6 protein-coding genes are annotated in these 5,643 nt (G+C 68.5%); 5 read left to right on the forward strand and 1 reads right to left on the reverse strand.

Annotated features, from left to right (window positions below):
- Nucleotides 1–116 precede the first annotated feature (116 nt).
- From AB7O82_RS36790 to AB7O82_RS36805, 4 genes are all read left to right on the forward strand, one after another.
- Entirely contained in the window at nucleotides 117–866 is a 750-nt protein-coding gene (locus AB7O82_RS36790) for an ABC transporter ATP-binding protein (protein WP_428556017.1), read from the forward strand.
- Nucleotides 859–1,584: an ABC transporter ATP-binding protein gene (locus tag AB7O82_RS36795; protein WP_428556020.1), complete on the forward strand. Its 726-nt coding sequence runs from the start codon at nucleotides 859–861 to the stop codon at nucleotides 1,582–1,584. Before AB7O82_RS36790 ends, AB7O82_RS36795 begins: the two co-directional genes overlap by 8 nt.
- A gap of 202 nt (nucleotides 1,585–1,786) precedes the next feature.
- Nucleotides 1,787–2,761 (forward strand): branched-chain amino acid ABC transporter permease, encoded by a 975-nt coding sequence (locus AB7O82_RS36800; RefSeq protein ID WP_428556023.1) that lies wholly within the window; start codon nucleotides 1,787–1,789, stop codon nucleotides 2,759–2,761.
- Nucleotides 2,762–2,763: 2 nt separating this feature from the next.
- On the forward strand, nucleotides 2,764–3,828 hold the full coding sequence (locus AB7O82_RS36805; protein WP_428556025.1) for a branched-chain amino acid ABC transporter permease: 1,065 nt from the start codon (nucleotides 2,764–2,766) through the stop codon (nucleotides 3,826–3,828).
- Nucleotides 3,829–3,994: 166 nt separating this feature from the next.
- Here AB7O82_RS36805 and AB7O82_RS36810 read toward each other — a convergent pair whose 3' ends face one another.
- Nucleotides 3,995–5,053 carry a TauD/TfdA family dioxygenase gene (locus AB7O82_RS36810; protein WP_428549595.1) on the reverse strand — a complete coding sequence of 353 codons (1,059 nt, stop codon included), beginning with the start codon at nucleotides 5,051–5,053 and terminating at the stop codon, nucleotides 3,995–3,997.
- 273 nt (nucleotides 5,054–5,326) lie between these two features.
- Between AB7O82_RS36810 and AB7O82_RS36815 the strand changes: the two genes are divergently transcribed.
- The coding region (locus AB7O82_RS36815; protein WP_428621761.1) for a DUF4347 domain-containing protein at nucleotides 5,327–5,643 on the forward strand (317 nt) is incomplete at its 3' end.

Here is a 5,643-nt window from a genome sequence, read left to right on the forward strand (position 1 = left end):
CCGCCCGCTCATGATGAAGAGCGGGCGGGACGCCCGCGGTCCAGAAGAGGCCATGACCCCTCCGTCGCCGTAAGACGGCGACACCTCCCCGGCGAAGCCGGGGAGGCGAAAGATCGATGCTTGAGACCCAGGACCTGACCATCCGCTTCGGCGGGCATGCCGCGGTCGATGGCGTGAGCTGCGCCTTCCACCCGGGCACGCTCACGTCGATCGTCGGGCCCAACGGGGCGGGCAAGACGACTTATTTCAACCTGATCTCCGGTCAGCTGCCGGCGACCTCGGGCCGCGTCAAGCTGAACGGCGAGGACATCACGAGCTACGCTGCGCCGCACCGGACCCGGCTGGGGCTCGGCCGGGCCTTCCAGCTCACCAACCTCTTCCCCAATCTGACGGCACTCGAGAACGTGCGGCTGGCGGTGCAGGCGAGGGACGGCAAGGGGCTCGATCTCCTGAGCCGCACGCTCGGCCATCGCGAGCTGACCGATCAGGCGATGGAACATCTCGCCGCCGTCTCGCTCGCCGACCGCGCCCGCGCCGTCGCCGCCACCCTGCCGCACGGCGACCAGCGCAAGCTCGAGGTCGCGATCCTGCTGGCGCTCGAGCCCGACGTCTTCATGTTCGACGAGCCGACCGCCGGCATGAGCGTCGACGAGGTGCCGACGGTGCTCGACATCATTGCCGCCATCAAGCGGCGCGCCGACAAGACGATCCTGCTGGTCGAGCACAAGATGGACGTGGTCCGCACGCTCTCCGATCGCATCGTCGTGCTGCACCAGGGCAAGCTGGTGGCCGACGGCAGGCCTTCCGAGGTGATCAACTCCGACATCGTGCGCGAGGCCTATCTCGGCGGAGCGGCGCATGACTGAGGCCCTGCTCAGCCTGCGCGGCGTGCAGACCAACATCGGCCGCTACCACATCCTGCACGGCGTCGAGTTCGACGTGGCCGAGGGCGGGCTCACCATGCTGCTGGGCCGCAATGGCGCCGGCAAGACGACGACCTTGCGCACCATCATGGGCCTGTGGCGCGCCGCTGCGGGCGAGATCCGCTTCGACGGCCGCGATATCACCCGCCTCGCGACGCCCGACATCGCCCGACTGGGCATCGCCTACGTGCCCGAGAGCATGGCGATCTTCGCCGACCTCACGGTGCAGGAGAACCTGGTGCTGGCGGCGCGCGCCGGACCGCCCGATCCCAAGCGGCTCGACTGGATATTTGCGCGCTTCGAGGCGCTGAAGCGCTTCTGGACCCTGCCGGCCGGCAACCTGTCGGGCGGCCAGAAGCAGATGCTGGCGGTGGCTCGCGCCATCGTCGAGCCGCGCCGCCTGCTGCTGATCGACGAGCCGACCAAGGGGCTGGCGCCGGCCATCATCGCCAATATGATCGCCGCCTTCGCCGAGCTGAAGGACGGCGAGTCGACTCTGCTCGTGGTCGAGCAGAATTTCGCCTTCGCCCGCCAGCTCGGCGATTCGGTCGCGGTGATGGACGACGGCCGCGTGGCGCACCGCGGCGGCATGGCCGAGTTTGCCGCCGACTCCGCCTTGCAGCAGCACCTCCTGGGGCTCGGCATGGACACCCACCAATGAAACATGCGCTGGGAGCGCGCCACTCCGTGGCGCTCATACGCTTGAGGACCGCGGGCGTCCCGCCCACTCATGAGCCACGAGTGGGCGAGACGCCCGCCATCCTCATGAGCGCCACGGAATGGCGCGCTCCCGGCCATGAGATTCTTCCGCGCACTGCCGTCACGGCGCCGTGGAGCGCGCCGCGCGCGCCGGGTGTGTGCCGATGAAGCGCGACTGGCTGCCGCTGCTCCTGATCCCGGCGCTCGCCGTCGTTGCCTTCCCGCTGGTCGGCTCGCCCGCGAGCTGGGTCACGCTCACCTTCGCGGGCCTTGCCATGGGGCTCATGATCTTCGTCATGGCGTCGGGGCTCACGCTCACGTTCGGCCTGATGGACGTGCTCAATTTCGGCCACGGCGCTTTCATCGCCGTCGGCGCCTTCGTGGCGGCGAGTGTCATGCTGGCGCTGGCGCCGTGGATGGCGTCGCAGTCGCTCTGGCTCAATCTCGCAGCCGTCGGCCCGGCCGTGCTGGCGGCCATGCTGGTGAGCGGCGTCCTGGGCTGGGGCTTCGAGCGCGTGATCGTACGGCCGGTCTACGGCCAGCATCTGCGCCAGATCCTGGTGACCACCGGCGGGCTGATCGTCGCCGAGCAGCTCCTCAAGGTCGTTTGGGGGCCTGACCAGATCACGCTCACCCGGCCGGCGGCGCTGCGCGGCGCCTTCCTGCTGGGCGACATCGCCATCGAGAAGTATCGCGCGCTCGCCGTGCTGGTCGGCCTGGTGGTGTTCGCCGCGCTCGCGGTGACGCTGAACCGCACGAAGCTCGGGCTGCTGATCCGGGCCGGCGTCGAGAACGGCGAAATGGTGGAGGCGCTGGGCTACCGCATCCGCCGCCTGTTCGTCGGCGTGTTCGTCGCCGGCTCGGCGCTGGCCGGGCTGGGCGGGGCGATGTGGGGCCTCTATCAGGAGACCGTGACGGCGGCGATCGGCGCGCAGGTCGCCGTGCTGATCTTCATCGTCATCATCATCGGCGGGCTGGGCTCGGTCGGCGGCTGCTTCGTCGGCGCGCTCCTCGTCGGCCTGACCGCCAACTACATTGGCTTCCTCGCCCCCAAGGTGGCGCTCGGCTCCAACATCCTGCTGATGGCCCTGGTCCTGCTGTGGCGGCCGCAGGGGCTCTATCCCGTGGCCAGGAGGTAGCGATGCTGCGCGCCCTCCTGTCCGACGACCTGCCGCGCAGCCGCTGGCTGGCGCTGGCGCTGCTCGCCATCCTGGTCGGCCTCGCCGTGGCGCCGTTCCTGTTCCCAGGCGCCAAGTCGCTGAACGTCGCAGCCAAGATCTGCGTCTTCATCGTCCTGGCGGCGAGCTTCGACCTGTTGCTGGGCTACACCGGCATCGTCTCCTTCGCCCACACCATGTTCTTCGGCATCGGCGCCTACGGCGTGGCGATCGCGCTCTCCCGCATGGGTGCCGGCTGGGACGCGGTGCTGGTCGGAGTCGTCGCCGGCTTGGCGGTCGCCATCGTGCTCGCCGTCCTGATCGGCCTGTTCAGCCTGCGCGTGCGCACGATCTTCTTCGCCATGATCACGCTCGCCATCGCCAGCGCCTTCGCCATCCTGGCCTCGCAGCTCTCCGACATCACCGGCGGCGAGGACGGGCTGAACTATCGCCTGCCGGCGGCGCTGCGCGCGTCGTTTGCGCTGGCCGACGGCACGCTGTTCAGCGTGCGCCTGAACGGCAGGCTGGTCGACTACTATCTCGTCTACCTGGTCTCGCTTGTGCTGGTGCTGGCGCTGCTGCGCATCGTCAACTCGCCGTTCGGCAGCGTCCTGATGGCGATCCGCGAGAATCCCTTCCGCGCCGAGGCGATCGGCTACCGCACCGTGGTCTACCGAACCATTGCAAGCTGCGTCGGCGCCGCCGTGGCGGCGCTCGCCGGCGCCCTGCTGGCGCTGTGGTCGAGCCAGACCAATCCCGACACCACGCTGAGTTTCGACATCATGGTCGACATCCTGCTGATGGTGGTGATCGGCGGCATGGGCACGATCTACGGCGCGGTGATCGGCGCGGTGCTGCTGGTGTTCGCCCAGAATTATCTGCAGGACCTGCTGGCGATCGCCAATAAGGCGCTCGCCGGCGTGCCGCTGCTCGCCAACCTGTTCCACCCCGACCGCTGGCTCCTGTGGCTGGGGGTGGCCTTCGTGCTGTGCGTCTATTTCTTCCCGACGGGCATCGTCGGGAAGTTGCGGCAGCTGCGGAAGGAGTGACTCTTCGCTGGGAGCGCGCCACTCCGATGGCGCTCTTCTTGCCGGTCACACATCCCATGAGCGCCATCGGAGTGGCGCGCTCCCAGCAATGACCCCTCCGCCCCGGATGACGGGGCACCTCCCCAGCGAAGACGCTGGGGAGGAGGATGACGCTCGCTGCGCTGCTTCACATCGTCATCTGCTGGATCCCACCGCGCGGCGTGTTGGCCTCGATGTGGCGCCACAGAATCTCGTGGCCGGCCGGCAGCGGCCGGTTATTTGGCATCGTCAACCAGATGCGCAGCAGCAGGCGGCTCTTGCCGGCGGCGAAATCGTCCTCGAACGGCGTGCGGCCATGATAGGTGACGTGGCTGTTGATCAGCTGCAGGTCGCCGGGCTCGAGCGTCATCTCGAAGCAGAGGTCCTGGGCGGTCTGCATCAGGATGTCGATCGCTTCCTTCTGCCTGTCGGTGAGCTTCGGCACGCCGGGCGCCATCTGCGCCGCCTCGATGAAGGTGAGCGAATAGTGCGAGGTGAACTTGCCGTCGCGCAGGCCGAAGATCGGCAGCGGGTAGGCGGTCTCCTTGGTCGTGCCTTCCTCGCCGAAGCGGCTGCGCCAGTAGTCCTGGAACAGCTCGTCGAGCAGGTCGGGACGGCGGGCCAGGATGGCATTGTGGATGGCCGGCGTGCTGGCCAGCGTGCTGACGCCGCCGGCGCGCGCCTGGCGCACGCACAAGAGCCCGACCACGTCCGTGCGGTCGGTATGGAAGCGCAGGCTGCCGTTGGTCAGGGTGCGCGCATAGGAGGACAGGAAGGTCGCGCCCTTCTGGTCCTTGGTCTCGCCGTAGGTGCGGCCGACATGGGCGCCCTCGTCGCGGATGGCGCGCATCATCTCGCCGCTCCTGTTCTGGAACACCGGCGTGCCGAGATGCGTGCCCAGCCCGAAATAGACGCGCCGCAGGTCGGCCTCGTCGTAGCGATCGGTCGGGAAGCCGCGCAGCTTCAGGATGCCGCAGCCGTTCTCGAGCTCGTCGCGGATGTCGTCGAGCAGGCCGTCGAGCCCGGACAGCGGGAAGTCCCGGCGCGTGATCTGCGACCATTCCAGGCCCTTGGCTTTGACTGCCTCGAGCGCCGCATCGAGCTCGGTCACGGCCGTCGCAGGGAACTGGCGGATCCAGCGCGTGGAAGCCTTGATTTCGTCGCCGGCCCAGACGGCCGGCCCGGTGAGCGGTGTGCGATGTGTCATGGCGGAATTTTATCCGCTGGGCGGGCGCTACTCCAGAGCCTCGGAAGCAAGGGACCGAATGTGCGAGGTCGTATCCCACCTGTTATCCGCGCGGCGGGCGAGGAACGCCAAAAACTGGCGGCCGTGGGGGACAAGGTCGGGTTGCATTTGATATCGTGGCCGGGTGGGAGACGTAGTCTCGGGTAGACGCAGGACTGATCGGCGCTTTGGGGAGGTCGCAGTCCCTTGGGGGACGGTTCCATGGCAACGAGCGTAGCCTTTGTCGATTCTCGCGTGGCTGGCTTCTTGCCCATCCTGGGCGATGATTCCGGCGAGCGCGACTGGTACGTGCTCTCGGCCGACGAGGAGGGCGTCGCCCAGATGCGGCGCATCCTGGCGGGTTATTCCGACCTCGAGTCCATCCACGTCGTGTCGCACGGCACCGAGGGCACCCTCCTGCTCGGCAGCACGCGGCTCGACGCAGCTGGCCTGGCGTCGCAGACTACCGCCTTGGCCGACATCGGGTCGGCGCTGTCGGAGACCGGCGACCTGCTGCTCTATGGTTGCGATGTGGCGGGCGGCGCTGCGGGCCAGGCCTTCATCGACGAGCT

The sequence above is a fragment of the Reyranella sp. genome (assembly GCF_050185545.1).
In the GTDB taxonomy this organism is placed as follows: domain Bacteria; phylum Pseudomonadota; class Alphaproteobacteria; order Reyranellales; family Reyranellaceae; genus Reyranella.